Source organism: Aliarcobacter sp. (genome assembly GCF_041672065.1).
In the GTDB taxonomy this organism is placed as follows: domain Bacteria; phylum Campylobacterota; class Campylobacteria; order Campylobacterales; family Arcobacteraceae; genus Aliarcobacter; species Aliarcobacter skirrowii.
In genome coordinates, this window is the sequence record NZ_JBAZAH010000023.1 from 1 (window position 1) to 24,772 (window position 24,772).

Consider the following 24,772-nt stretch of genomic DNA (forward strand, 5'->3'; position numbering starts at 1 on the left):
TTAACTAGGCTTAAATCCACTTTTACTTTTACAAACTTGAGGAAAATAACACTTATCGCAATCGGGTTTAACAGCTTTACAAATATATCTTCCAAACAGAACCATAGCTTGATGAAAAATATGTAAATCATCACCTTTTAGTTTTTTTACTAAATCCTCTTCGGTTTTTTCTACATTTTTTGCATCACTAAGTCCCAATCGATGAGAAACTCTAAAAACATGAGTATCAACAGCCATAAGATTTTCTTGCTTATACTCAATCATAAAAACATTTGCAGTTTTATTTCCTACACCTGCTAGTTTTATAAGCTCTTTTGTATCATGAGGAATATTTCCTTCATAGTTTTGTACAACACTTTGAGCCATTTTTATAATATTTTGTGCTTTGTTATTAAAAAAAGAGCAAGAGTTTATAAGTCTTTTTACATCATCAAGATTTGCACAACTTAAGTCAAAAACAGTTGGATACTTTTCAAACAAAGCTGGAGTTATTAAATTTACTCTTTTATCTGTACATTGAGCTGATAAAATTATTGCTATTAGTAATTCATAATCATTTTTATAATTAAGCTCTGTAACAGCATCGCTATAGTTTTCTATAAAAGCTTTTTTAATAATCTCTATATCAGCTTTTGTAGCTTTTTTCATTTTTTGATACACTCTTCTTTTATATCATCAAAATTAATAAATATAAACTCATTTTTTATTTTATGTATCTCTACACTATTCATAGTACATAGGTATTCAGAGTCATCTTTTGATATAGTATATGTAAATGTATATATAAATTTATCTTTACTTGATACTACTTTATTGTTTAAAAGTTCACTATCTAAACTTCTAATCTCAATACTTTTCTCTTTTTCATACTTCTTTTTAAACATATTAGGAAGTTGATTCTTTGAGTAGTTTTCATAAAATAGAGCAACTAAAACTGCAAAAAATGTAATAGCTAAAAATATTAAAAACTCTCTTTTTTCAAACTTATCATTTACTTTATAAATTATAACTGTAACAATAACAATAAAAAGTGCAATACCTACAATAATTTGCATAGTTTTCCTTTAAAAATTTTCAATTTAATCAAAATCAAGAGTAGTTTGAACTTGACCATTACTTCCAAATTCATTATCAATTTCAAGAGCAATTTGTCTAAAATCAACTCCATTTATCTCTTTTAAACCTTTTAATATCTCTTTCTTACCATTTATCAGCTCTTTTGATTTTATACCATGAGAGATTGATAAGCTAGCTTCAACAAAAGCAGATAGTTTATCACACTGTTTTAGTGCTTTTCCATCTATTGCTTCATATTTATCAAGGTTGTATTTATTTATATCTTCAACTTCGCAAATTTTTCCATCTATTTTAACTTTATTTGCAAACTCCTCTTTTATTCCATCACTAATTCCTAAAATATAAGAGAACTCCTTTTGAATAGATTCTGGAATATTTGGTAAAATATCATCCTCTATTTTTGCAACTTCATACTCAGCAATAATATCTGAAAGCTCATCAACACTATATTTTACAGGACTTATAATATCTCTTGTAAGTGCTTCTGGAAGGTCGTGAAATAGTGCAGTGAAAAAGTTATTTTGAAGTCTAGTATCACAAGCTTTTTGTTTAATTGAGTAAAAATATGAGAAAAATGCAACTGTAAGCATATGTCCTAAAACTGAAGTTTCAGGAATTCTTGGAGTTTGTGCCCACCGTTTTTGAAATCTCAATCTTCCACTTAAATCAACAATTTTTGCTAACTTTTTATTTAAAGCAATTTTTTGAACTCCAACAAGTTCATAGTAATCTTCAATTTCAGCATCAACAGCCTTTTTAACTTCCTCTATATCACTTAAAAATTGACTTGTTTGATATACAATTGAGAACTCCCATTTTGTAGATAAATATGAAGCTGCTTTTAGAATAAATCTCTCTTTTTTGTACATAGATGAGTCATTTAAAAATGCTTCAAACTTTTGTAAAAAATTTCCACCATCAATATCTTGAAGTGAAATTTTTAGTTTTTCTACAACCCAAGAGTTAATCTCATTTGACTTTTTTTGTAAAGCTTTTCTAAAAACATCAGGTCTAATATCAGTTACAACAACTCGTCTTAAAAACTCAAAAATACCAGCTTCTATTAAGTGTGTGAAGTTTATATCTTTTTCTAATTTTGCTATAAAATATGCTATAACAAACTTGTGAGCTTGTTTATCAAGCTCTACAAGTTCAACCATTCTTGGATAGTCATTCCATCTTTGAATAGATGCACTTGAATAAATATACTCTATAATTTTTGGGTTTATCACTTTTTATCCTCATCTTTTTTATCAAAAAACATAAGTTTTTTTCCTAGAAGCATTGCTGCAACTATAGCAGTCATCATTAAATATACTTGCCAATCAGCCATTTTTGCCCCTTTTATATTTTAAATTAAACTCTACAAGAGAGTAGATTATTTATCTTTTCAACTCTTTGTGTGTGTCGTCCCTCTTCAAAAGAGTTTGAAAGCCAAGCTTTAATTATCTCTTCAATAAGTCCCTCTCCACAAACTCTCTCACCAAGGCATAAAACATTTGCATCATTGTGATTTCTAGCCATTTTTGCACTATAAATATTGTGACATAAAGCTGCTCTAATTCCATCAAATTTATTTGCAGCCATGCTCATTCCAATACCACTTCCACAAATTAAAATCCCAAAAGAGCCTCTGTCTTTTTGTACATTTTCGCAAACTAATTTAGCAAAATCAGGATAATCAACTCTATCATTTGTTTTTGGACCCAAATCAACTACATTTATCTCTTCTTTTTTTAAAAGATTTACAACAAACTCTTTTAATACAACTCCAGCATGATCACTTGCAATATAATAATTCATATTAATAAATTCCCTCTTTACTTCTCTCTTTAATCTCTCCTGTTGCCTCTTTTTGTAAAGTATCAACAGTTTTAAAAACTCTATCCCATCTAACTTTATAATCATCATCAATAGAAAAATATACAAACCAAGGTTTTCCAACTATATATTTATACGGAACACTTCCCCAAAATCTTGAGTCATTTGAGTGATCTCTATTGTCTCCCATCATAAATGTTTCATCTTCTGGAATTACTATTTTTGATTTTTCAAAGAGTTCTTTATGAGAGCTTGTATATTTTGTAACTTCAGGGTCATTATGAATTCCTTTAAACTCTTTAGAATATGGATTTTTTACAAACAAAGTATTGTCTATATCAACTATTTCATAATCTTTAAAGTTTTGAATCACATAAGAGTTTCCCTCTTTTGGATGAAGATATAACTCTTTATCTTTTAGAAAAATAGTATCTCCACCTGTTGCAACAGCTCTTTTTACATAGTGAATATCTGGATTATGAGGATATCTAAATACTACAATATCTCCTCTTTTTGGTCTATCACCCTCTATTAAATGTCCATTTTTATTAAAATCTGGCAAAATTTTAATCTCTAGCCAAGGAATTGTAGGAGTTGGAATACCATAGGAGAATTTTTTAACAAAAAGCATATCACCTATTAAAAGTGTATTTTTCATACTTCCACTTGGAATTACAAAAGCTTGAGCAATAAAAAAAATAATTGATAATACAATTATAATTGTTCCAGTCCATGAAGATGACCAGTTATAAATTTTTCTTAACATCTATTTTGATTCTCTTTTATCTCTTAGTTTAGAAGCTTTTATTGTATTTTTAAGCAACATTGCAATTGTCATAGGTCCTACTCCACCTGGAACTGGAGTTAAAAAAGAACATTTATTTTTAAGTCCTTCAAAATCAGCATCACCAACAAGTTTACCAGTATCAAGCCTATTAATTCCTACATCAATAACAACAGCACCATCTTTAACCATATCCTCTTTTAGCAGATATGGAACTCCAACAGCAATAATTACAATATCAGCTTTTGAAGTGTGAGATTTTAAATCTTTTGTTCTACTATTACAAACTGTAACTGTTGCTTTTTTATTTATTAAAAGTGATGCCATAGGTTTTCCAACAATATCGCTACTTCCAATAACTACAACATCTTTTCCACTTAATTCAATATTATGCTCTTCAAACATTCTCATAACACCAAATGGAGTTGCTGGTAAGAAAGAATCAAGATTAGAAACCATTCTTCCAACATTGTATGGATGGAAACCATCTACATCTTTTAATGGATTTATAGCTTCTAAAACAGTTGTTGTATCTATATGTTTTGGAAGTGGAAGTTGTACTAAAATACCATCAAGTTTTGGATTATTGTTCATCATATTTATAGTATCAAGTAACTCTTCTTGAGTTATGCTCTCTGGCATTTCATGTACAACTGAGTAAATTCCAGCATCTTTACAAGCCTTTGCTTTACTTGCAACATAAGTTGCGCTTGCTGCATCATTTCCTACAAGAATAACTGCAAGTCCTGGAGTTATGTTTTTCTCTTTTACAATTTGAGTAACTTCAACTTTTACCTCTTCTTTTATCTTAGCAGATAGTGCTTTTCCATCTAGTAATATCATATTTCTTACCTTATATTTTTTGAAATTTTAGATTAGATTTTACCTAAAATTGTATTAATTATCAAAAGTTAAAAAATATATAAACTATTAACCTAAAATTTATAAACTTTTTTATATAATCCCGTCCTTATATTAAATTAAAACAAAGGATCCAAAATGTTAGAGGGTATCGTAAGAGATAGTATAACAAAACCAGCTGTAAAGGCTTTAAGAAAAGAGGGATATTTAATTGCAAATATCTATGGAAAAGGTATGGAGAACATCTCTGCTGCATTTAAAAGAAATGAGTATATCAAATATTTAAAAAATAAAACTACTCTTGCTTTTGATATTAAAGTAGATGGAAAAGTTTTAAGTGTAGTTGTAAAAGAGTACCAAAAATGTCCTATTACTTCTGATTTATTACATGTTGATTTAATGGTTGCACAAAAAGGTGTAAGAAGTTCATACTCTATTCCAGTTGTTACTACAGGAACAGCTAAAGGTCTTAAAAATAAAGGTCTTTTAATGCTTCACACAAGAAGAGTTCCAGTTAAATGTATGGTTGAAAACTTACCAAACAACATAACAATTGATGTAACAAATCTTGATACTGGTGATAACGTATTATTAAGAGATTTAACACTTCCAGAGGGTGTTGATTGCTATTTAGACCCACGAGTTCCAATCGTTGGTGTAATTAAAGCTAAATAATAAGAAATTATGCACTTAATTGTTGGTCTTGGAAATATTGGTGAAAAATATCAAAATACAAGACACAATATTGGATTTTTAGTCGTAGATTTTATGACTAAAAATCTAAATACTACAAATATAAATAATCAAAATTTTCAATCAAACTTACAAAAATCGGGATATAATCTATTTTCTAAGCCAAATACTTATATGAATAATTCAGGAGTTGCCATTAGAGCAATTATGGATTATTATAAAATTGATTTAGAAAATGTGATTATTATTCATGATGATTTAGATCTTCCATTTGGTGTTGTAAGATATAAAATAGGTGGAAGTCATGGTGGACATAATGGTTTAAAATCGCTTGATTCTCATATTGGACAAGATTATATTAGAGTAAGAGTTGGAATTGGAAAACCAAAAGATAAAGCTGAAGTTGTAAATTATGTATTAAATGATTTTTCAAAAGCAGAGCTAGAGATTTTATATAGTACAATAATTCCTCATGTAGCATCTTCAGTTGAGGCTTTAAAAGAGTTATCAATTGATGAAGTTAAATCAAAATTTAGTTTGAAGTTGGAATTATGAGTACACTTTCAAAATATATTTTAATAAAATATTTAAAAAATTTTATAATAGTTCTTCTTTCATTAGAGGTTTTTTTTACAGGTTTAGATTTTTTACAAAATTTTAAATCTCTTCCTAGCTCTGCAAACCTACAGCTTTTGTATCTTTTCTATAATACAATTTTTACTTTAACTCTAACTCTTCCACTATCACTAGTTTTTGCAGTTATAATTACTTTAATAACATTTGTAAAAAATAACGAATTTGTTGCATTTCACGCACTTGGAGCTTCAAAAAAGAGTATTATTGCTCCAATAATATATACAGCCTTATTTTTCATAGTATCATTAATAGTTCTTCAATCAACTCCTTTGGCTTACTCTTATGAGCAAAAAAGAAAAATTGTAAATAATGAATATTTTACAAATACAAAAACTGATATTTTTTTAAAATATGATGACTATTTTGTATATTTTAAAAAATTATATCCAGCAGAGCAAAAAGCTGTTGATATACATATTTACAAAATAGAGAATGAGGAGATTGTTGAGACAATAATTGCTCAAGAAGCTTATTTTTTAGATAATAGATGGTATGCAAGTGATGCTAAAATTATTTCAAAACCAAAAGAGCTTGAAGAGAGTTCTAAATTGACAATAAAAAATGTTGAGTCAGTTACAACTCTTGAGGGGTTTTTACCTAAAATATTAAATAATGTATATGAATCAAAAAGTGAATACTCTTTGCTTGATGCATTAAGTGCTTGGAATCTATTACAGAAACAAGGTATTAATACAAAAAAAGTTAGAGCTGTTATATATAATACTCTATTTATACCATTTTTTATAGTTCCAATTATATATTTGATATTTGCTTATACATCATTAAATAGTAGATTTTTTAATTTAGGTAATTTTATAGCAGGTGGAGTATTTAGTACACTTGTAATTTGGGGTTGTTTTTTCTTTTTATATAAAATAACAAGCTCTGGAACTTTTATGCCAGAGTTATCTTTATTACTACCTCTATTTTTATGGGTAATCTTTTCATATATTCTTTATAAAAAAATTAGTTTAAAATAGGGTAGGTCAAATGGCAATTCATAAAAAAACATATGGAATAGTTATCTACAAAGTAGAGAAAAAAGATATTAAAATTTTACTTTGTTTAGGTTTTTCAAGTGATGATAAGTGGGGATGTTTAAAAGGTAGTAAATTTAAAGATGAGAGTGCTTTTATGTGCGCTAAAAGAGAGTTTTTTGAAGAGAGCTCAATTATGGTTGATATTGCACTATTTGAAGACTATTTTGAGCAGATAAATAGAGATAAAGATGTAGGAATTTGGCTTGTAAATGCATCAAATATTGATAATTTAGATAAATATTTTGAAAAAGATAGTTTAAAAAAAGAGTATTTGTCTTGGGAAAATCAAAAAGTGAAGTTTTTCTCTCTTAAAAAACTTCCAAAAATAAAATCTTTACAAAAAGATTTAGTAAAAAATATTAAGGATTTTTTAGAAAGTAAGAGTCTATCCCATTAGCAATACCATTAGCTAATTCTTTTTGATAACTAGCTTCATATAATCTTCTACTCTCTTCAGGATGAGAAATATATCCAAGTTCTATTAAAATTGATGGCATTTGAGCACCAACCAATACCCAAAATGGACCCTCTCTAACTCCTGAATCATTTACATCTTTGTACTTACTTCTAGCAGCTTGTAAAAGTCCAGCTTGAACATCTATTGCAAATTTATGAGAAGCTGTTATTCTAGGTCTATTTAAACTCTCCAAAAACACATCTTTTGATTTTTCATTCATCTCTCTAATATCACTTTGATTTTCAAGTGCAGCTACTCTTTTTGCTCTTTCACTTCTTGCTGGACTTAAGAAAAAAGTCTCTATTCCACTTGTACTATTTGCTTTATCTTTTGGCATAGCGTTTGTATGAATTGATAAGAATAGATCTGCATTCTTCTCATTTGCCAAAATTGTTCTATCCATTACTTTTATAAATTTGTCACTGCTTCTTGTAACATAAACTTTATAACCTCTTTTTTTCAAAATATCTGCTAAATAGTTTGAAACAGCAAGATTTACTACCTTTTCATATCTTTTTTTGGGACCTACAGCTCCTGCATCACTACCACCATGTCCAGCATCTATAACAATAGTTTTCTTCTTTGTTTTATTATTTGAACTTATTTTTTGAGTTACAGGTGGAGCTGTAGCTATATTTGTATGTTTAGACTCTTTTTCTACTTGTTTAATATGAGTGATTCTTAAAGTCTTGTTATCAATAAAGTTATATACTATATTTGCCTTTGAGTTATTTAAAAGCTTTAATCTTACAAAATTTCTCTCTTGAGTTGTGATAATTTGGTTTGTATTTTCCATAGATAATTTAATTGGATTTGCATATTGATATCTACCTTGTATCTCAAAAACATCTTCAAACTTTCCATTTTGTTGGTATGATAAATATTTTAAATTTTTTTGAGAAAAGTTTTTATTAAATTTTATAAAAATAGAGTTATTTTCTGTATATATCTCTCTAATATTATTTTTATAATCAATAAAATTTGAAGTTTTATCTTGAGTAATATTTGGTTTTATAATATCTTTTTTTGTTTGAACTATCTTTTCTTGTTCAACATTTATAACAATTTTTTTACTATTAACAACACTAAAAGTTGAATCAATTTTTCTGTTATTTGACAATACTATTCTTAAAATATTTGGTTTAAATTGAGCAATTGTTACTCTCTCTTTTCCATCAATCTCAAGTTTTGTTGCAAGTGCATCTTTAAAATAGCCATTTATATCATAAACATCTCTAAAACTATTTTTCTGATTAAGTTCAAAGAAATTTATATCTTTTTTTGTAATATTTTTATTAAACTCAATAATTATTTGATTGTTTTTTGTATATACATTTTTTACAGAAAATAAAATATCACTTTTACTATCTATTTTTTGATTCTCTAATTTTGGTTTTGAATCTTTCTTTTCTCTAGAGTCAGGAATGCTATTTATATTTTTACGAAAAGTTTTATCTCTTTGAACTTTTCGTTCTAAAACTTCTAGTTTTTTCTCATCAGCTCTTACATCTTTTCCAATCTTCTTACCCAAAGATATAATCTGTTTTAAATCTTTAATTTTTTGATCATCATCTTTTCTTAAAGATGATTTCAAAAACTCAATTCTAGCCTCTCTATACTCTTGTTCAAAGTTATTTGAGTAAGAAAAATTTAAAATAAAGATTATTAGAAGTAGAGCTCTTAAAAAAATAACTACTCTCCTTTAGTTAATTTTTCCATTAACTCTTTTACAGAGATTATCTTATCAATTTTATATCCTGTTGAACCTGAGAAGAATAGTCCAGTATCAACATCACCTTTATATGCAGCTCCTAGTCTATCAGCAATACAATATCCTACAAGTCTTGCTTCATGACCTCTGTTACAAGGTGCAACACAGTTTGATATACATTGAACCTTAGGAGCTGTTTTATTTTCTATTGCAAATTGAAGATTAGTTTTAACTCCCCTTGCAGGAAGACCTACAGGAGATTTCATTAAAACAATATCCTCTTCTTTTGCTTTTAGTAAAACTTCTTTAAAATTATCATCAGCATCACATTCATGTGTTCCTATAAATCTAGTTGCCATTTGAACACCAGCACAACCTAGAGCTAAAAATTTATCTATATCTTTTTTATCCCAAATTCCACCAGCTGCAATAACAGGAATATCTCCCCACTTTTTAGCCTCTTCAATAACAGGAGGAACTATATTTTCAAGTTGATACTCCTCTTTAAAGCAATCCTCATACTTAAACCCTTGATGACCACCACTTAAAGGTCCCTCAACAATAACAGCATCTGGAAGTTTGTTGTATCTTTCCCATTTTTTACAAATAAGTTTTAAAGCTCTTGCACTTGAAACTATTGGTACAAGTGCTACATCTGGGAAGTTTTTTGTAAACTCTGGCATATTTGTAGGAATTCCAGCTCCTGTAATAATTATATTTGCACCAGCTTCACAAGCATCCTTTACAACTCTTCCATAATCATTTATTGCATATAAAATATTACAAGCAAGTGGAAGATTACCACAAATTTTTCTAGCATTATCAAAAATCTCTTTTAACGCGCCCTTGCTATAAAAATTTAAAACCTCCTTTGGTTTATCTTTTCTCATAACAATATTAACATTTGAACTTAGTTTTTTATAATAACCAGTTCCAACAGCCGAAATAACACCTAAACCACCCTCAAGACTTACATGTCCAGCTAATTGATCCCAGCTAATTCCAACACCCATACCACCTTGAATTATTGGATGTTTTATCTCATATTTTCCTATTTTCACAATTAGCCTCTTTTAATTTATTATTATTTTTGCAAAACTTTTTTTGCCTTTTTGCAAAATGTATTCGCCAGATGTTAAGTTTATCTTATCATCACTTATTTTTTCTTGATTTATTGATACAGCATTTGATTTTATATCTCTTCTTGCTTGTGAAGTTGAATCAACTAACTTGCTATCAACCATAGCTTGACAGATCCAAATCTCACCTTCAAATATAAACTCTGGCATATCTGTTGGAATATCTTTTTTAGCAAAAACTCTTTCAAATTCAAGTTTTGCATCAATTCCAGAACCAACTCCATGGAATCTATCAACTATTTCAGATGCTAAATCCTCTTTTACTTTTTTAGGGTGCATTGTTCCATTTTCTACACCTTTTTTTATCTCTTCAATATCTTTTAAACTTTTACTTGAAAGAAGTTCGAAATATCTCCACATAAGCTCATCAGAAATTGATAAAACTTTTCCAAACATATCAAAAGGCTCATCTGTAACACCAATGTAATTACCCAATGATTTTGACATCTTTTGAACACCATCAAGACCTTCAAGAATTGGCATCATTAAAACTGCTTGTTGTTTTTTACAGTTATATGCTTTTTGCAAAGTTCTTCCCATAAGCAAATTAAACTTTTGATCTGTTCCACCAAGTTCAACATCACTATTAAGTGCTATTGAGTCATAACCTTGAAGTAGGGGATATAAAAATTCACTTACTGCAATTGGAGTATTACTTGAATATCTTTTTGAAAAATCATCACGCTCAAGCATTCTAGCAACTGTAAGATTTGAAGCTAAGTTTATAAGACCAGCAGTTCCAAGCTCTTTTAACCAAGTACTATTAAAAACAACTTGCGTTTTATTTGGGTCTAAGATTTTGAAAACTTGCTCTTTGTAAGTCTCAGCGTTTGCTAATACATCATCTCTACTTAAAACTTTTCTTGTTTCACTTTTTCCTGTTGGATCTCCAATAGTTGCAGTAAAATCCCCAATTAGAAATTGAATAATTCCACCATATTTTTGAAAAGTTGCAAGTTTTTGTATTAAAACTGTGTGTCCTAAGTGAATATCAGGAGCTGTTGGATCAAATCCAGCTTTTACATAAAAATTTTCACCACTTTCAAAATATCTTTTTATTAACTTTTCTATCGCTTCAATATCAATAATCTCAGCAGTTCCTCTTTTAATCTCTTCTAATGCCTCTTTTAATCTATTTTCCATATTTAATTAAACCTTTATTTATTATATGCATCTTTTTTTGATGTAAACTCAATAACTTTTATATTTTTTTCAACAATTTGTCTTACTTCATCAGTATTTGAGTTATTTATTTCAAATTCAATATCACAATATTGAATATATGAGTGTTTTTGTCTTCCAAAGTTAATTCCTAAAATATAAAAATCACTTTTAGATAGATATGCTAAAACTTTTGCTAATTCACCTTTTGTATTTGGAATGCTAATTAACATTTTATATTGGTAAACAGCATTTTTTTCCCATCTACAAAATATCATTTGAGAATTTTCTTTGATTTTAGAATAAGCTTTATCACACATTTTATGGTGAACTACTGCACTATGTGAGTTTCTAAAAGCAATAATATCATCTCCAAATTTTGGGTGACAACAGTGGTCAAATGATACTGAATTTATATTAAAGTTTGAGTAAAGAAGCATATTGTCAAATTTAAACTCTTTTATTTTACTAGTTAAGATTTTAAATCTACCCATGATACCTTTCTCTTTTAGTACCTTTTTCTCTACTAGTTGTTTTGCATTTTTCATAAATGCTAAGTTTGTAGGAACTTTATAGAGAGTTTTTACAGGATATAGTTTTAAAATGTCATCATAATATCTTGAGAATATTGTATTTATTATATTTTTACCAGATAACTCATCAATCTCTCTTTGTTTTTGCATACATAAAATTTTAAGTTGTTTTTTTGCTCTTGAAGTTTTTACCATATCAATCCAAGAGCATCTAATAATAGGCTCATCTGCAAGTTCAATTTGAACAATATCAGTGCTTTTTAAAACAGTTAATAGTGGTTTTTTTATTTTATTTATATAGCAATGAACTGCTTTTTTACCAACATTTGTATGAACAGCAAAAGCATAATCATATGCAGTTGATCCAATAGGAAGAATAAAAACTTCGCCCTTTGGAGAGTAAACTATTATCTCATCATTAAATAGATTCTCTTTTGTTTCATTATAAAACTCTTCAATATTGTCATTTGAAAACTCTAAAGATTTTAACCAATTTAAATTTGCATTTGCTGCTGTTGATTGGCTAACTTTCTCACCATTTTTATAAGCCCAATGAGCAGCAATTCCATACTCTGCAATACTATGCATATCAAAAGAACGAATCTGAATCTCATATATTTTTGAGTTGTAAAAAACTGTTGTGTGAATTGTTTGATAACCATTCTCTTTGGGTGTTGCTATATAATCTTTAAATCTTGAAACAAGCGGTTTAAACTCTAAATGAATATGACCTAAAGCTTTGTAGCAGTCAATATCACTTGGAACTAAAATTCTAATTGCAAATAAATCAAGTACCTCTTCAATAGTTATACCTTTTCTTTGCATCTTTAAATAGATTGAGTAGTGGTGCTTTACTCTTGAATATATTTTAATTTTATCTGCTTCAAAACCATTTTTTTCTAAAAGATTTTTAGTAACAGTTATAAAGTTGTTAAATCCAAGCTGCATAGCTTGTTCATTCTCTTTTAAGAATTGATCGATTTTTTTATACTCTTGTGGATAGATATAGAAAAATGCCAAATCTTCAAGCTCATTTTTAAGTGTTGAAATTCCTAATCTATTTGCAATTGGAACATAAACAACTAAAGTCTCTTCAGCTATTCTTCTTTGTTTATGAGGAGGTAAAACACCTAAAGTTAGCATATTATGAAGTCTGTCACAAAGTTTTACAATTAAAACTCTTGGGTCATCAATTGATGCTATTAACATCTTTCTAAATGTAAGTGCAGCTTGAACAATTTTAGTATCACTTGAATCTTTTGAAGTTACAAAGTTCTCTTCTCTAATATCTGCTACTTTTGTTAAACCTTTAACCATATTAGAGACATTTTTACCCCAATTTTCTTCAACAAACTCTAAAGTGTAGGGAGTATCTTCAACTACATCATGAAGAAGTGCTGTAGCAATAACATCTTCATCTTTTGAAAAACTAGCTGTTATTGTTGCAACAAGAATAGGGTGAACGGCATATGGCTCTCCACTTTTTCTAAACTGATTTTCATGGGCCTTGATTATAAAATCAATAATCTCTTTAAGTTTAGAAGAGATAGGAACTTGTTTGCCTAACTCCTCTATTGCAATATCAAGATTGTTTATTTTTTGAATGTTATTAAAAAATGGATTCATATAAAAATATTTACAATCTATTTTTTATCTATTAAACCGTCAATTCTTAGTAATCCACTTGCAATCTCATCAATTGCAATATCAGTATATTTCATTTTTTGTGTATTTTGAGTTAAAAGTGGTTTTGCACCTTTACTTAACTCATCAGCTCTTTGTCCAACAGCAATTGCTAGAATATATCTATCATTATCAACTTGTTTTAAAGCTCTTGAAATTCTCTCTTCTAATCTTTCCATTTTGTTTTCCTTTATTTAATATGTTTATAAAATCTATCTTACAACAGAACACTTGCTGTAGTCACCTTGAACGATTCTTAGAAGATTTCCTTTTTCGTTCATATTTGTAACAGCAATTGGTAGTTTATTATCTTTTGCTAAAGCAATAGCTGTATCATCCATAACTTTAATATGATCTTCCAAAGCTCTATCATAAGTTAAAATATCAAGTTTTTGTGCATCTGGATATTTCATAGGATCTTTATCATAAACTCCATTTACTTTTGTTGCTTTAATTAAAATATCAGCACCAATCTCTGTAGCTCTAAGAGTTGCTCCTGTATCTGTTGTAAAGTAAGGATTTCCAGTTCCTGCACCAAAAATAACAACTCTTCCTTTTTCAAAGTGTCTCATAGCTTTTCTTACAATAAAAGGTTCAGCTATCTCTTCCATTTTAATTGCTGTTTGTAATCTTGCACTTAAACCTTTGTACTCTAAAGCTTCTTGCATAGCAACACCATTTATAACAGTTCCTAGCATTCCCATATAATCAGCACTTGTTCTTTTAATAACACCATCAGCAGCAGCTGTAACTCCACGAATTATATTTCCACCACCAATAACAATAGCAACTTCAATGCCAAATTCAACTAAACTTTTAATCTCTTCAGCAATATAATCTAAAATTTTAGTATCAATTCCATAACCTTCAGAACCAGCTAATGCTTCACCTGAAAACTTTACAAGCACTCTTTTATTCATATATTCATATCCTTCAATAATTTTCGGATTTTATCTAAAAAACAATTAACAAAAACTTAGTCTAATTTACTTTTGTTACACTTTTTACACTTACCTTTTAAAATAATATTTTCAACAATATAATTTTTTAAATTTAAATCTAAACTTTCATGAATACACTCAATATTTGAGCAATCTGTACATATAAAGTGAGAGTGTGGAGTTTTTTTTATCTCAAAATATCTTTTTTTATCATTTGATTCAAATGATTCTACTATTCCATCTTCTTCAAAAATTGCTATATTTCTATAAAAAGTTGCTTTATCCATAGAGATTTTATCTTTTATTTCGTCATATGATAAAGGTTTATTTGAACTAACCAATATTTCTAAAATAGATTTTCTAGCTGTTGTTAACTTTATATTTGTAAAATCCGTTATATTTTTTAAACTAATCATAAAAAAGATTGTACCTAAAAGCTTTTTAAAATATCTTGCTACTAAGTTGCATTAAAGAGAAATAAGATTAAAATTTCAAAAAATGCAACTAAGTTGCAACGAAAAGGAAGATTATGAAAAAAATTTTAGTTCTGTTTTTAGTTTTTGCATCATTTATATATGCAAACAAACCACAACTTATGGTTAATATTTTACCACAAAAATATTTTGTAGAAAAAATAGTAAAAGATAAGTTTGATGTAAATGTTATGGTAAAACCAGGAAGTTCACCTCACAATTTTGAACCAAAACCATCTCAAATGAAAGCTTTAAATTCTTCAAAAGCTTATTTTTTGGTTGGAGATCCAAGTGAATTAGCATGGATTGATAGATTTAAAGAGAATACAAAAAATACGCTTTTTGTTGATACAACAATTGGTATTGAAAAAATTGCAATGGTTGCTCATACTCATCATGAAGATGAGCATGAAGATGAAGAAAATCATGATGATCATGCCCATCATGGTGAGTCAGAGCATAAAGAACATCAAGATCACGAACATGGAGCTGATGGCTTAGATCCTCACACTTGGCTAGATCCAATTAGTGTAAAAGTTCAAGCAAAAAATATTTATGAAGCTATGGTTAAGATTGATTCAAAAAATAGTGATTTTTATAAATCAAATTATGAAGCGTTTGTAAAAGAGCTTGATAGTTTAGATGAAAATATAAGAGATATTTTAAAAGATTTTAAAAGTAGAGCTTTTATGGTATTTCATCCATCTTGGGGATATTTTGCACATAGATATGAAATTGAACAAATTTCAATTGAGATTGAAGGAAAAGAGCCAAAACCAAATGATCTTGTAAAATTAGTAGAAGAGGCTAAAAAACATGATATTAAAATAGTTTTTGTATCTCCTCAATTTTCACAAAAAAGTGCAAAAACAATATCAAAAAATATTGGTGCAAATGTAGTATCTATAAATCCATTAAGTGATGATTGGTACAATAATATGCTTCTAGTAGCAAATGAGATTGCAAAAAGTTATAGATGATTAGAATAGTTTTTATATTAGCAATAATTTTTCCAAGTTACTTACTCTCTTGTAGTTTGTGTGCTTTTATGCAACCAAAAACATATGTACAAACAAAAGTAGTTGTAAATGAAGATAAAATAGATTATGTTGATATAAAATGGGAGTTTGAAAAAGATTTTAGTGAAGAGCTTTTAAAAGTATATGATTTGAACTTAGATAAAAGTTTTAATGAAAAAGAGTTGAAACTAATTGAAGACTCTTTGATGCCATATTTACTTGAAAAAAGCTTTTTAACAACAATATCATATAGTAATAATAACTCAAAAAATAGTATCCCTTTTAAGGTTAAAGATTACAAAATGAGTTTTGAAAATAAGAGTAGAATACTATCTTTTGATTATAGGATTTTACTTGATTTAAAACTCTATGATAAAAATTATTTTAGCATTAGAGCCTTTGACAATGAAGAGTTTTTCTTTCTTATTTTAGAAGATAAAAATCAAAGTGTAGTATCTAATTATAAATTTAATAAAACTACAAAAATAGATAGAGTGACTTATTTAATAGAGGCTCCTAATTTACAGACTCAAAAATTTAATATTGTAGAGGCTGTAGAAGAGAGTAGCAAAGAGTCTTTAGAAGATATTTGGAAAAAAGAGCAAAATAAAGAGTTTGAAAAACCTCAAGAAGAGATTTTAAATGAGCAAAAAAAACAAAGTGATGAGGTTTTGGTTTTAGAAGAAGAGGAGCAAAAAATAAGTTTTACAGATAAATTTTTTGCAAGTATTAAACAAAATCTTGTAGATATTGAAAATGGGGATAAATTAGCTTTAATATTTTTACTTTTTGCATCTTTTTTATATGGAGTTGTTCACTCAATAGTACCAGGACATGGAAAAGCTTTGGCATTTTCATACTTCTCATCACAAAAAAGTACATATTTTGAAGCTTTTATAATATCACTTTTAACTGCATTTATTCATATTTTAGGTGCATTTATTATTGTTTTAATATCTGTTTTTGTACTTCAAAGTGTTTTAAATAAATTTTTAGAGGATAGTGTTTCATATATAACATCTTTTAGTGCACTTGTAATTATGATTTTAGCACTATATATTTTATATAGAAAATTGACTAAAAAAAGATGCTCTTGTTCTGCTTGTAGTGGTGATTTAAGTAAAGTTAGATTTAGTATTGTTGAGGAGAATAATTTAGTAAAAATCAAAGAGATAAAACCTGTTCATAAACGAAATAAAAAACAGGATTTAATTTTTGTTTTAACAGCTGGAATAGTTCCTTGCCCTGGTACTGTTTTACTTTTTGTTTATGCTTTTTTACTTAAAACATATTTTGCTGTATTTTTAGCAAGTATAAGTATTAGCCTTGGAATGGCTGTTGTGATTTTTGCATCATCATTTTTGGGAGTTAGTTTGCACAAAATCTCTTCAAAATCTCAAAAACTAATCGATATTTTAGAGATAGTTGCACCTATTTTTATGTTTATTTTAGCTATGTTTTTGTTTTTTGCTTCAAGTAGTTTTAAAATAAGTTTATAGCTCTTTTATCATATGAGAGAATTGAGTTTTTGATACCTCTAGTGTAGTATTATCTATAAATCCTAGTTTTTCATACAGAGCTTTTGCTTTTTTATTTTCTAAATCAACCAAAAGTGAGAGTTTTTTAAATCCTTGCTCTCTTGCTTTTTGTTGTGCAAAGGCAAATAGCTCTTTTGCAATACCTTGACCTTGGTAATCTTCTAAAACACTAACTGTATCTATATAAAACTCATCTTCAAAACACTCTTTTTCAAAAGATTTTAAAAATATATTTTTTGTTTTTAGGTGTTCAATCATTGGCTTATCAAGTTTTTCTACATCATTTGAGTTGTATGCTAATAAAATAGCTACATTTTTATTATTTACTTCGTAAGTGTAGATATTGTTGTAGCTAAGCCTACAAACATCCATTTGTATATAATTTTCTAAAGTTTTTAATATTTTGTGCTCTTCATTTTCGCCAGTTAAGCTATTTGCAACTTCATGAATTGCATCATAAATTAGTTTTGAAATATTTTCTATATTTTGTTTATTTGCTTTTTTTATCACTTATAATCCTTTTTTAGAATTGTAACTCTATATTATATTTGTTAATAAGAATTTAATAGAAAATATTTTAGCTTATTTGTTACTTATTGTAATACTAATAATAAACATTAATAAAAAAGTCTTAATATTTAAGTTATAAAAAGTTTTTTATTTGTAAGCTTTATATACACAAATACATAAAGGATAGAAAAATGAAAAAACAACTGTTAATTTTAACATTAGGGGCTAGTTTCTTACTAGCAAATTCAAATGAATGGTTTGTAAAACAATCACAAATAAATAGTGGTAGATATTAGTTATTATGACAATAATATTAAGTGGAAATGTCTTTACATCATACGATGTAAAGACTAAAAATAGTTTAAAAAATGAAAGCTCTTTTGAAGAAACTCTACAAAACCAAAAACAACAATCCTATCAAACAAATAATCAACTTTCACAAACTAGTTCTAAGACAAGCTTTATAGACCCCGTAAATGGTGAAAAAGTGAGTGTAAGTTTAGAAAATAGTACACTAGAAAAACTGCAAAATAGATTTGGAGTAAATAGTGTCTGTATTTAAGTTACCTCTCCAGTTGTATGGAGTTGCAAAAGTAGAGTCTATGATGATTGGAATATTGTAAAAATTGCAAAGATTTTTTAGCTTTTCAAAATCAACAGTTTGAATAAGTGGATTTGTATGAATTTTTGTAACAATAGCTGTATCTATATAAAATTCATTAGAAAAACACTTTTTTAAAAGTTTTTTTACATCATTTGAGTTGTATGTTAATAAAATAGCTACATTTTGATTATCTATTTCATAAGCGTAGATATTGTTGTAGCTAAGACGGAAAACATCCATTTGTATATAATTTTCTATATTTTTTATTATTTAAACTAACACATAATTAATAGATTTTTCTTAAAATACTCTTTTATATGGTGATGGAGATAATTATTGAAAGCAATAAAAATATTAGTTTTGGAGAGTAAAGATAGCTCTATTAGCAAAATTGTAGAGATATTAAAAAATAGTTTTCAAGTAGAAATTTGTGTGAGTAATGATGAGTTTTTGGATCATATTTATAATAATATATATGATTTATATTTAATAAATATAAATGAAAAAAATCTACCTAGAATTGAACTAATAAAGCTTTTAAATGATTATCAAGATTTTTAATAAAAGAGTTTTATTAAATAAAGTTGATGCTAAACTTGGGAGTAAAGCTATATGTTTATTGGATTATTTATTAAAATATAGAGGTCATTTTGTATCTACAAATAGTTTAGAAAAAAGTATATATCCAGTAAATAGTAGCTCAAAAAACTCATCTATAAGATTTCATATTTTTAAACTTAGAAAATTAATTGGCGAAGAGTTAATAATTTCTCATAGAAATTATGGATATAAAATAGATATTTAAAAAAGGAGACAAAAGTCCCCTTTTTTATAAACTATTTTTAAATAGAGTATAAAATCCCCAAGCAAAATATACAATACACCAAATAGATAAAATCCATAAAACAGCATTTGCCATAGTTGTAACAGCTTTATCTTTTGAAGCATCAAAATATCCACTACTTTTTCCTACTTTCCAAGCAATTGTAGCTATAAAAGTAACACCAATACCACCTAAAGATAAGAATGTTAATAAAAACATAATTATAGATGCCCACTCTATATTTAGAGTATAAGAGTAGATATCATAACCTAAATTATTCATTATGTTGTATCTTATATACTCTCTAAATCCTGAGATTAAAAGTAAAATAACAATAAAAATAGAAGTTGATATATAACTATTTTTAAGATTTTTAGCTAATAAAATCAGAGTTAAAAATGAGATACAAATCACAATAGAGAAAATATCAATTAATTTATCTATTGAATATATCCAAACAATAAATGAGATTAAAGTTGCTATAAGTCCAAGAGTTGTGATTTTTTTACCCAAATCTTTCGTATAAGTTATAAATGACTCATCAAAATTTTTATTTGATTTTAAAAAATCACTATAGTTTTGTAAAAATAATCCAAGTGTTGGAATACTTAATATCATAAAGAAGATATATCTAATAGTTTCTGGATGAAAATTTGTTCCAGAAGTATCAACAACTCCATTTGGAGCATACCACTGCATCCATTTATCAGGTTGAATTGCTTCAACAGCGAAAGTGTGCATGATTAAGCCACAAATTACTAAAAGTACAAAAGAGATAGTTCCTATTAAACCACTTATAAAACTTTGTTTTTTATTTGCATAGTAGTACCAATAAAAAATACTATAAGCTACTAATAAACAGTAAATAAATATAACAACCCAAAGTCCTGATAGAGTGTTTATTGTGTACCAGTTTGGATCATAAATTACTTGCGTAAATAGAAGTGGAGCAACACCTAAAACAATCAATAATGAAACACTAATCTTTCCAGTTTGTATTAGATGTGCAGTTAATATTTTCCAGTTATTATCACTTTTTTGTCTAATTCCACCATATAAAGATAAGCCTAAGCTTCCCAAAGATAAAAATACAAATAGAGCATGTAAAGCCCAAGTTAATACATATAAAGCTTGAAAAACAACAGGATAAAAAGGAACTCCTGCTGGGTCTTGAAGTAGATTTAAAATTCCTGAATCCATTATTTCTCCTTATTAATTTGTGATTCAATCCAAGTTGCCATTGCATCAAACTCTTCATCTGGAAGGCTGATTTTTGGCATATAAGGGATTGCACCAGTTGCTAGTGAATATTGCATAAATGTTTTAATCATCTCTTTATCTTGACCAGCGAAATTTTTTAATAGTGGTCTATATTTTCCAGTAGCTTCAAGTGAGTGACAATTTGAACAAGCAATCTTTGTAAGAAGTTCTCCAACTTCTAATTTGTTTTCAGGTGTAATTGTTTTTAATCTATCTGGAATCCAAGGATTTACTTTTAATAATCCATGTTTTTCAATAATTTCAACCTCATTTTTGATATTTTTCCCAGGAACATCTCTTCCCATAATTTGATTACTATAAACATATTGTCCAACAACATAAGGTTTTCTAATACTCTCTCTTAATTTTTCCCCAGGCCATAATCCAAAAATAGCTATTACAAATAACATAACAATAGCAAATGGTCTATTTATAAAGTTTGGTTTTAAAACAGCAATTGCAAAATAAGTTGAAAAAGCAACTACTAAAACTACTTTTGTAGTAATAATATCTGGCATATAGATGCTTAATAATATTTTTGCATTTTCAGGAATTGTTGTCATATACCACATAAAACAAACAACAGTAATAAATCCACCAATAAAACTTGTAATTCCCATTTTTCTAATTAGTTCATTTTTTAACTCTTTATCACCTAATGATGAGGCAATAATAAGCCCAATAACCCCAGACATTAAAATCATAAATCCGATTCTCAAAAATAGGTGAGGGAAAGTTGTAAGTCCAAAAAAAGCATCACTAACAGAACCTGTTTGATAAAAAGCATCATTTCCTGGCCACATCATAAAACTAATAATTCCAATTATTAAAAACAGAGTTCCAACAGAAGCTAAAGCAAAAGCATAAGTGAGTTTTAGGTGAGTTTTTCTATCTATTTTATTTATAAAATAAACTAAAGCAAAAACCCCAACTACTTCAAACACGAAAAATACCCACTCAGTTGCCCAAACCCAAACAAAGTTGTGAATCAAAGCACTAATTCCTCTTGGACTAGCAGCAGTTGCTGTGTACCAAATCCCTGGACCTGTAATTGAACCTACCACATAAGAAAAAATAAGTAAAAACATCCCATATTTTTTCATATATTCATACAACTCAGGTCTATCTTCTTTATAGGCTTTATGTGCTAAAAAAGCAAATAATAGTGCAGCTCCAACAGATGTGTGAGATGCTAAGATATGAATTGTCCCTGTTATTCCCATAATCCACGCAGAGCCGATTTCTGGAAAATAAAAAAGTGGAAACATTCCAATTTGTTCCATTCTTTTCTCCTTTTTTAAATTTGTTTTTCTAAAAATGAAAAACTTATTGCTATATTAATGCTAGATTGTTAAGTTTGTGTTAAAAGTTTTGTAGTGGTCAATTTATTTTAGATTGTGACTTTATCAGATTTGTAGGAGACGCTGATATTTTAATATAAATTGACCATTGAATAAAATTTTATTATTTAAGTGTTAATTTTGTGTTATGAGTTTAATAACTTAGTAACCCTTCTAAACTCTCTTTTAATATCTTCTATATCTTCAATTCCAACAGAAATTCGTATTAAATTTATTGGAAGTTCAATTTTTTCTAAAAACTCTTTACCGTTTTGGCTTGTTATTAAATCATAGTGAGCCAGATATGTATAAGGCATTAAAAGTGTAAATTCAGTTCCAAGGCTTGGACCTTTTGCAAAGTTTAGAGCATTGTAAATTTTTTCAAAATCATTTTTTATATATATTGAAACTATTCCACAAATACTATTTTTATCAATCATTAAATCTTTGTAGTTTTCAAAATTCTCTTTATTTAAACATGAATAGACTTTTGATACATAAGGTAAAGTCTCTAAAAACTCTATTAGCTCTTTTGTATTTTGTGATATTTTTTTAACTCTTTTTTTATAATTTACAATTTCAATAGCCATTCTTTGAATATCTTTTATATATGGTAAATCGCAGTGTTTAAAAAATTCATTTTTTATATGAGATATTTTAAAATTACTATTTAAAATAATTGCACCCATTAAAACATCAGCATTTCCACAAGCAAATTTTGTTAAAGATTCAACAAAAATATCTGCGTAGGGTTTTAAATTTAGATTATATGGTGTTGCAAAAGTTGAATCTATAACTAAGACTATATTGTATTTATCGCAAAGCTCTCTTAATTTTTTTAAGTTTGGAGTTTTTACTAAAGGGTTTGTTGGAACTTCAGTTATTATTGATAAAACTCTATTTTTATTCTCTTCTAAATAAATTTCAAGCGATTTTAAATCTGTAACATCATAAAAAACTCTGCTCTCTTCAAAATAGTGATTTACAATATTTGTAGTATCTAAATATAGCCATCCAAACTGTATTAAAATAGATTTTCCATTTCTTGCTTGAATATTTTTTAAACCTTTTAAAACACTATAAATAGCATTCATCCCAGATACACTTAATTTAATATTCTCTTTTTTTTCACTATAAGCATTTGCTAGAGTATTTAAGATTATATCTTCACATAACTCTTTTTTTTCCAGCTCTTCTTTTTGAGTTTTTTCAATCAAACCTAGCTTAAAAAGGTAATCTTCAGCTAATCTTGAAGATAGATTGTATCCAACATATTGAATAAACTTTAAAACCTTTTTATATTGTCTTCCTTTTAAAACTTTGATAACTCCAAAAGGCTCAAAAAAATCAAATTTATTGTGAATAAAGTATTTGTTACTTACAACTTGAACTGCTTTTTGGCTACTTAAAAGTATGAGTTCATAGTCATTTGAAACTTCATACTTGTTTTTTAAATATTTTGATAAAAGTTTTAAGTATGGATGAATAACAAATCTAGGGTACGCAACACTTATTTTTTCTAAAATCTGCGGTGTTTGTTCTTCATAATCAATTACATCTTGAAGTGTTGGCATAGAAGTTGATACTGCATGAATATTTTGTGGTGGTAAAGTCTCACCACAAATAATTGGTTGAAAAATAGACTCTTTTATCATTTTATAGCTTGTAATAGATCCTCTTTTAAATCTTTTAAATCTTCAAATCCAATTGAAAATCTAACCGTACTATCAGATATTCCAATTGCTTTTAACTCCTCTTTTGAAAAAGATGCATGAGATATTTTAGAAGGTATTTCAACTCTACTATCAGCACTTCCAAAAGAGCATTTTTCTCCAAATATTTTTGCATTTTCTATGAATTTTTGGGCTAATTCTACACTTTTAAAATCAGCACAAAAAACACTAGGAATTATCTTCATCTGTTTTTTTGCTAAAGCTCTTTGTGGATGTGATTTAAGTGCTGGAAATGTAACTTTTTCTATAAAATCTTGTTCTTCAAGCCATTTAGCAAATTTTTTTGCTAATTTTTCACTAGCTTTCATTCTTACTTTTAAACTACTAATTCCAAGTGATATTAGATGAACATCAAGAGGATTTTGATTTCTTCCTAAGGCATTTGAGTAGTAGTGAAGTTTTTCTGAGTATTCTTTAGTTTTTGCAACAATAGCACCTGCAATTACGCTTCCGTGACCACTTATAAATTTAGTTGTAGAAAAGAGTGAAAAATCAGCTCCTAAATCAAGAGGTTTTTGACTAATAAAAGTTGCAAGTGAGTTATCAACTGCAAAAAGTGCGTTATATTTTTTTGATAAATTTGCAATCTCTTTTAAATCTATTATTTTTAAGCCTGGATTTGTAGGGCTTTCACATAAAACTAAATCAATGCTATGTGTTTTTAAAATATGTTCAAGCATATTTAAATCTGTAAAATCTGTAAAGTTTACATTAATATTGTATTTTTCTTTAAAAACTTTTAAAAGTCTAAATGTTCCACCATAACAATCAGCTTCAACTAAAATAGATGAATTTGCTTTTAAAACAGTTTCAAAAAGAAGTGAAACAGCTGCTATTCCTGTGTGAGTACAAACAGCACCATATCCATTTTCAGCAAAAGCAAAAAAGTTTTCAAGTGTAGCTCTTGTAGGATTATCACTTCTTGTATAATCATA

Annotated in this window: 28 protein-coding genes; 9 read left to right on the plus strand and 19 right to left on the minus strand. The window is 27.6% G+C overall.

The annotated features are described in order from the left end of the window. The 6 genes from nth to folD all read right to left on the minus strand — a co-directional run bounded on the left by nth (nucleotide 1) and on the right by folD (nucleotide 4,525). Complete coding sequence (gene nth / locus WC168_RS05095; protein ID WP_279134679.1) at nucleotides 1–648, minus strand: endonuclease III; 648 nt, start codon at nucleotides 646–648, stop codon at nucleotides 1–3. Then, nucleotides 645–1,055, minus strand: a complete 411-nt coding sequence (locus tag WC168_RS05100) for a hypothetical protein (protein ID WP_066351798.1) — start codon at nucleotides 1,053–1,055, stop codon at nucleotides 645–647. Before WC168_RS05100 ends, nth begins: the two co-directional genes overlap by 4 nt. Nucleotides 1,056–1,079: 24 nt before the next feature. Next, a complete protein-coding gene (locus WC168_RS05105) occupies nucleotides 1,080–2,309 on the minus strand; it encodes an HD domain-containing protein (protein WP_066408749.1) in 1,230 nt (409 codons plus the stop codon). Nucleotides 2,310–2,433: 124 nt separating this feature from the next. Further along, complete coding sequence (rpiB, locus tag WC168_RS05110; RefSeq protein WP_066161329.1) at nucleotides 2,434–2,880, minus strand: ribose 5-phosphate isomerase B; 447 nt, start codon at nucleotides 2,878–2,880, stop codon at nucleotides 2,434–2,436. Nucleotide 2,881: 1 nt separating this feature from the next. Next, the gene (gene lepB, locus WC168_RS05115) at nucleotides 2,882–3,664 is read right to left on the minus strand and encodes a signal peptidase I (protein ID WP_066351789.1); all 783 of its coding nucleotides are present in this window, start codon (nucleotides 3,662–3,664) and stop codon (nucleotides 2,882–2,884) included. Beyond that, nucleotides 3,665–4,525: a bifunctional methylenetetrahydrofolate dehydrogenase/methenyltetrahydrofolate cyclohydrolase FolD gene (gene folD, locus WC168_RS05120; protein WP_372617908.1), complete on the minus strand. Its 861-nt coding sequence runs from the start codon at nucleotides 4,523–4,525 to the stop codon at nucleotides 3,665–3,667. Nucleotides 4,526–4,681: 156 nt separating this feature from the next. Here folD and WC168_RS05125 point away from each other — a divergent pair, with 156 nt between their 5' ends. Genes WC168_RS05125 through WC168_RS05140 form a run of 4 tightly spaced genes read left to right on the plus strand, consistent with a single transcriptional unit; the run spans nucleotide 4,682 to nucleotide 7,309 of the window. Continuing rightward, nucleotides 4,682–5,218: a 50S ribosomal protein L25/general stress protein Ctc gene (locus WC168_RS05125; RefSeq protein ID WP_066161332.1), complete on the plus strand. Its 537-nt coding sequence runs from the start codon at nucleotides 4,682–4,684 to the stop codon at nucleotides 5,216–5,218. Between the two features lie 9 nt (nucleotides 5,219–5,227). Next, entirely contained in the window at nucleotides 5,228–5,791 is a 564-nt protein-coding gene (gene pth / locus WC168_RS05130; RefSeq protein WP_066161333.1) for an aminoacyl-tRNA hydrolase, read from the plus strand. Next, nucleotides 5,788–6,852, plus strand: coding sequence for an LptF/LptG family permease (locus tag WC168_RS05135; RefSeq protein WP_372617911.1), 1,065 nt, complete (start codon nucleotides 5,788–5,790; stop codon nucleotides 6,850–6,852). The genes pth and WC168_RS05135 overlap by 4 nt, the downstream gene beginning before the upstream one ends. 10 nt (nucleotides 6,853–6,862) lie before the next feature. Further along, complete coding sequence (locus WC168_RS05140) at nucleotides 6,863–7,309, plus strand: NUDIX domain-containing protein (RefSeq protein ID WP_066161335.1); 447 nt, start codon at nucleotides 6,863–6,865, stop codon at nucleotides 7,307–7,309. Here WC168_RS05140 and WC168_RS05145 read toward each other — a convergent pair. The 7 genes from WC168_RS05145 to WC168_RS05175 all read right to left on the minus strand — a co-directional run bounded on the left by WC168_RS05145 (nucleotide 7,272) and on the right by WC168_RS05175 (nucleotide 14,953). Then, on the minus strand, nucleotides 7,272–8,963 hold the full coding sequence (locus WC168_RS05145; protein ID WP_372617913.1) for an N-acetylmuramoyl-L-alanine amidase: 1,692 nt from the start codon (nucleotides 8,961–8,963) through the stop codon (nucleotides 7,272–7,274). The two genes, WC168_RS05140 and WC168_RS05145, sit on opposite strands and share 38 nt — an antisense overlap. Nucleotides 8,964–9,061: 98 nt before the next feature. Next, nucleotides 9,062–10,141 (minus strand): nitronate monooxygenase, encoded by a 1,080-nt coding sequence (locus tag WC168_RS05150; RefSeq protein WP_066161337.1) that lies wholly within the window; start codon nucleotides 10,139–10,141, stop codon nucleotides 9,062–9,064. A 12-nt stretch (nucleotides 10,142–10,153) separates the two neighbouring features. Continuing rightward, nucleotides 10,154–11,362, minus strand: a complete 1,209-nt coding sequence (gene tyrS / locus WC168_RS05155) for a tyrosine--tRNA ligase (protein WP_372617915.1) — start codon at nucleotides 11,360–11,362, stop codon at nucleotides 10,154–10,156. Between the two features lie 14 nt (nucleotides 11,363–11,376). Continuing rightward, nucleotides 11,377–13,539 carry a bifunctional (p)ppGpp synthetase/guanosine-3',5'-bis(diphosphate) 3'-pyrophosphohydrolase gene (locus tag WC168_RS05160; RefSeq protein ID WP_066161339.1) on the minus strand — a complete coding sequence of 721 codons (2,163 nt, stop codon included), beginning with the start codon at nucleotides 13,537–13,539 and terminating at the stop codon, nucleotides 11,377–11,379. A gap of 17 nt (nucleotides 13,540–13,556) precedes the next feature. Next, nucleotides 13,557–13,775 (minus strand): DNA-directed RNA polymerase subunit omega, encoded by a 219-nt coding sequence (locus WC168_RS05165; protein WP_066161340.1) that lies wholly within the window; start codon nucleotides 13,773–13,775, stop codon nucleotides 13,557–13,559. A 33-nt stretch (nucleotides 13,776–13,808) separates the two neighbouring features. Next, on the minus strand, nucleotides 13,809–14,516 hold the full coding sequence (pyrH, locus tag WC168_RS05170; protein WP_066161341.1) for a UMP kinase: 708 nt from the start codon (nucleotides 14,514–14,516) through the stop codon (nucleotides 13,809–13,811). A gap of 56 nt (nucleotides 14,517–14,572) precedes the next feature. Then, nucleotides 14,573–14,953 carry a Fur family transcriptional regulator gene (locus WC168_RS05175; protein WP_372617918.1) on the minus strand — a complete coding sequence of 127 codons (381 nt, stop codon included), beginning with the start codon at nucleotides 14,951–14,953 and terminating at the stop codon, nucleotides 14,573–14,575. A gap of 113 nt (nucleotides 14,954–15,066) precedes the next feature. Between WC168_RS05175 and WC168_RS05180 the strand changes: the two genes are divergently transcribed. Both WC168_RS05180 and WC168_RS05185 read left to right on the plus strand, forming a co-directional pair. Then, entirely contained in the window at nucleotides 15,067–15,990 is a 924-nt protein-coding gene (locus WC168_RS05180) for a metal ABC transporter solute-binding protein, Zn/Mn family (protein ID WP_372617920.1), read from the plus strand. Beyond that, nucleotides 15,987–17,528 carry a nickel/cobalt transporter gene (locus tag WC168_RS05185; protein WP_372617922.1) on the plus strand — a complete coding sequence of 514 codons (1,542 nt, stop codon included), beginning with the start codon at nucleotides 15,987–15,989 and terminating at the stop codon, nucleotides 17,526–17,528. Before WC168_RS05180 ends, WC168_RS05185 begins: the two co-directional genes overlap by 4 nt. Here WC168_RS05185 and WC168_RS05190 read toward each other — a convergent pair. After that, complete coding sequence (locus WC168_RS05190; RefSeq protein ID WP_372617924.1) at nucleotides 17,523–18,077, minus strand: GNAT family N-acetyltransferase; 555 nt, start codon at nucleotides 18,075–18,077, stop codon at nucleotides 17,523–17,525. The two genes, WC168_RS05185 and WC168_RS05190, sit on opposite strands and share 6 nt — an antisense overlap. Nucleotides 18,078–18,378: 301 nt before the next feature. On the opposite strand from WC168_RS05190, the gene WC168_RS05195 reads away from it, so the two are divergent. Then, nucleotides 18,379–18,639, plus strand: a complete 261-nt coding sequence (locus WC168_RS05195; RefSeq protein WP_372617926.1) for a hypothetical protein — start codon at nucleotides 18,379–18,381, stop codon at nucleotides 18,637–18,639. Here WC168_RS05195 and WC168_RS05200 read toward each other — a convergent pair. After that, nucleotides 18,592–18,921 (minus strand): hypothetical protein, encoded by a 330-nt coding sequence (locus WC168_RS05200; RefSeq protein WP_372617928.1) that lies wholly within the window; start codon nucleotides 18,919–18,921, stop codon nucleotides 18,592–18,594. The two genes, WC168_RS05195 and WC168_RS05200, sit on opposite strands and share 48 nt — an antisense overlap. A gap of 96 nt (nucleotides 18,922–19,017) precedes the next feature. On the opposite strand from WC168_RS05200, the gene WC168_RS05205 reads away from it, so the two are divergent. Both WC168_RS05205 and WC168_RS05210 read left to right on the plus strand, forming a co-directional pair. Then, nucleotides 19,018–19,242: a hypothetical protein gene (locus WC168_RS05205; RefSeq protein ID WP_066351767.1), complete on the plus strand. Its 225-nt coding sequence runs from the start codon at nucleotides 19,018–19,020 to the stop codon at nucleotides 19,240–19,242. Further along, nucleotides 19,223–19,486 carry a helix-turn-helix domain-containing protein gene (locus WC168_RS05210; protein WP_066351766.1) on the plus strand — a complete coding sequence of 88 codons (264 nt, stop codon included), beginning with the start codon at nucleotides 19,223–19,225 and terminating at the stop codon, nucleotides 19,484–19,486. The genes WC168_RS05205 and WC168_RS05210 overlap by 20 nt, the downstream gene beginning before the upstream one ends. Nucleotides 19,487–19,510: 24 nt before the next feature. Here the strand turns inward: WC168_RS05210 and WC168_RS05215 are convergent, their stop codons facing one another. The 4 genes from WC168_RS05215 to WC168_RS05230 all read right to left on the minus strand — a co-directional run. After that, entirely contained in the window at nucleotides 19,511–20,704 is a 1,194-nt protein-coding gene (locus WC168_RS05215; protein ID WP_372617930.1) for a hypothetical protein, read from the minus strand. Further along, nucleotides 20,704–22,047, minus strand: a complete 1,344-nt coding sequence (locus tag WC168_RS05220) for a cytochrome c (RefSeq protein ID WP_372617932.1) — start codon at nucleotides 22,045–22,047, stop codon at nucleotides 20,704–20,706. Before WC168_RS05220 ends, WC168_RS05215 begins: the two co-directional genes overlap by 1 nt. 203 nt (nucleotides 22,048–22,250) lie before the next feature. Continuing rightward, a complete protein-coding gene (locus WC168_RS05225; RefSeq protein ID WP_372617934.1) occupies nucleotides 22,251–23,759 on the minus strand; it encodes an aminotransferase class I/II-fold pyridoxal phosphate-dependent enzyme in 1,509 nt (502 codons plus the stop codon). Next, on the minus strand, nucleotides 23,756–24,772 hold a 1,017-nt coding region (locus tag WC168_RS05230), incomplete at its 5' end, for a PLP-dependent aspartate aminotransferase family protein (protein ID WP_372617936.1). The genes WC168_RS05225 and WC168_RS05230, both read right to left, overlap by 4 nt.

What these genes read in the sequence shown, in the direction of transcription:
- nth (WP_279134679.1), bottom strand. Translation starts at nt 648, where the DNA reads ATGAAAAAAGCTACAAAAGCTGATATAGAGATTATTAAAAAAGCTTTT.
- WC168_RS05100 (WP_066351798.1), bottom strand. Translation starts at nt 1,055, where the DNA reads ATGCAAATTATTGTAGGTATTGCACTTTTTATTGTTATTGTTACAGTT.
- rpiB (WP_066161329.1), bottom strand. Translation starts at nt 2,880, where the DNA reads ATGAATTATTATATTGCAAGTGATCATGCTGGAGTTGTATTAAAAGAG.
- lepB (WP_066351789.1), bottom strand. Translation starts at nt 3,664, where the DNA reads ATGTTAAGAAAAATTTATAACTGGTCATCTTCATGGACTGGAACAATT.
- folD (WP_372617908.1), bottom strand. Translation starts at nt 4,525, where the DNA reads ATGATATTACTAGATGGAAAAGCACTATCTGCTAAGATAAAAGAAGAG.
- WC168_RS05125 (WP_066161332.1), top strand. Translation starts at nt 4,682, where the DNA reads ATGTTAGAGGGTATCGTAAGAGATAGTATAACAAAACCAGCTGTAAAG.
- pth (WP_066161333.1), top strand. Translation starts at nt 5,228, where the DNA reads ATGCACTTAATTGTTGGTCTTGGAAATATTGGTGAAAAATATCAAAAT.
- WC168_RS05135 (WP_372617911.1), top strand. Translation starts at nt 5,788, where the DNA reads ATGAGTACACTTTCAAAATATATTTTAATAAAATATTTAAAAAATTTT.
- WC168_RS05140 (WP_066161335.1), top strand. Translation starts at nt 6,863, where the DNA reads ATGGCAATTCATAAAAAAACATATGGAATAGTTATCTACAAAGTAGAG.
- tyrS (WP_372617915.1), bottom strand. Translation starts at nt 11,362, where the DNA reads ATGGAAAATAGATTAAAAGAGGCATTAGAAGAGATTAAAAGAGGAACT.
- WC168_RS05160 (WP_066161339.1), bottom strand. Translation starts at nt 13,539, where the DNA reads ATGAATCCATTTTTTAATAACATTCAAAAAATAAACAATCTTGATATT.
- WC168_RS05165 (WP_066161340.1), bottom strand. Translation starts at nt 13,775, where the DNA reads ATGGAAAGATTAGAAGAGAGAATTTCAAGAGCTTTAAAACAAGTTGAT.
- pyrH (WP_066161341.1), bottom strand. Translation starts at nt 14,516, where the DNA reads ATGAATAAAAGAGTGCTTGTAAAGTTTTCAGGTGAAGCATTAGCTGGT.
- WC168_RS05175 (WP_372617918.1), bottom strand. Translation starts at nt 14,953, where the DNA reads ATGATTAGTTTAAAAAATATAACGGATTTTACAAATATAAAGTTAACA.
- WC168_RS05180 (WP_372617920.1), top strand. Translation starts at nt 15,067, where the DNA reads ATGAAAAAAATTTTAGTTCTGTTTTTAGTTTTTGCATCATTTATATAT.
- WC168_RS05185 (WP_372617922.1), top strand. Translation starts at nt 15,987, where the DNA reads ATGATTAGAATAGTTTTTATATTAGCAATAATTTTTCCAAGTTACTTA.
- WC168_RS05195 (WP_372617926.1), top strand. Translation starts at nt 18,379, where the DNA reads ATGACAATAATATTAAGTGGAAATGTCTTTACATCATACGATGTAAAG.
- WC168_RS05200 (WP_372617928.1), bottom strand. Translation starts at nt 18,921, where the DNA reads ATGGATGTTTTCCGTCTTAGCTACAACAATATCTACGCTTATGAAATA.
- WC168_RS05210 (WP_066351766.1), top strand. Translation starts at nt 19,223, where the DNA reads ATGATTATCAAGATTTTTAATAAAAGAGTTTTATTAAATAAAGTTGAT.
- WC168_RS05215 (WP_372617930.1), bottom strand. Translation starts at nt 20,704, where the DNA reads ATGGATTCAGGAATTTTAAATCTACTTCAAGACCCAGCAGGAGTTCCT.
- WC168_RS05220 (WP_372617932.1), bottom strand. Translation starts at nt 22,047, where the DNA reads ATGGAACAAATTGGAATGTTTCCACTTTTTTATTTTCCAGAAATCGGC.
- WC168_RS05225 (WP_372617934.1), bottom strand. Translation starts at nt 23,759, where the DNA reads ATGATAAAAGAGTCTATTTTTCAACCAATTATTTGTGGTGAGACTTTA.